The sequence below is a fragment of the Mycolicibacter senuensis genome (assembly GCF_003284925.1).
Taxonomy (GTDB): Bacteria; Actinomycetota; Actinomycetes; order Mycobacteriales; family Mycobacteriaceae; genus Mycobacterium; species Mycobacterium algericum_A.
In genome coordinates this window covers 1-801 of the sequence record NZ_QMEX01000303.1, presented here as the reverse complement: position 1 = coordinate 801, position 801 = coordinate 1, and the positions used below count along the sequence as shown (strand labels likewise).

Annotated in this window: 1 protein-coding gene and 1 pseudogene; one reads left to right on the top strand and one right to left on the bottom strand. The window is 67.5% G+C overall.

Translation table 11 applies throughout. The features are described from left to right. Positions 1-170: 170 nt before the first annotated feature. Positions 171-380 carry a hypothetical protein gene (locus tag DQP56_RS24305; RefSeq protein ID WP_112689628.1) on the top strand — a complete coding sequence of 70 codons (210 nt, stop codon included), beginning with the start codon at positions 171-173 and terminating at the stop codon, positions 378-380. Between the two features lie 17 nt (positions 381-397). On the opposite strand, the pseudogene DQP56_RS24300 reads toward DQP56_RS24305, so the two are convergent. Further along, a pseudogene (locus DQP56_RS24300) lies at positions 398-801 on the bottom strand (hypothetical protein); the annotation flags it as partial.

Below are 801 nucleotides of genomic sequence, written 5' to 3'. Positions count from 1 at the left end.
CGGTGGCCACCATCATGGCGACCAGGATCCCGGTGAGGTGTCGCGTCACGGTCGTTCCCTTCCCGCCCGGCGTGCTGGGGAGAGATTAGCCCGGATGGCGCCGGGGTTTGCCGGGTTTGTGGTCGCGGTTTGCGCGCAGTTTTCAGGGTCGGGGGATAAGCTGCGATGCCGTGACTCAACCAAACGACACCGCGTCCACTACGGACCTGCTGGCGCGCACCCTGGAGTCAGTGCGCACCGCCTACGAGGACATCGCGGAACTGGCCAAGCACCACAGCGGCATTCATGCCGTGGCGCAGACGGCGAGGGGCACCGCGCTGATCCACGACCTGCGCAAGCAACTCGACCTGCTCGACAAGGTGCTGCCCTTCAAGAGCTGAGGCAGCTCCGGCCGTCACTAGGGTGGCGGTTTATCGAGTTCGCCGAGGTTGCGGGCGCGTTCGGCCTGGATGCAGCTCAGCCGATCTTGGGCGCGGGTACGCCGGCGGACCGGCATCATGACCTCACGCCCGGAATCGGGCGGCGGCGGGGGTGCGGCGGGCGCCGGCGCGACGGTGGGAAGACACAAGGCGGGGAACAGCAGCCGACTGCCGGGCCGGGTGGTGTAGGTGTGGCCGGTGGGGGAGGTCCACTCGATGGTGCCGTCGGCCTGCTGGTGGTCACGCCAACCGCGGGAACCGGTCCAGAATGTCTTGAGCAGATGGTGTTTTCGGCACAGGCAGCGCAGGTTACCCGGATGTGTCGGCCCGAACGGGAAGGCGACCGCATGGATGCTCCTATGCAGCGTCAAGGGCCCCGTTT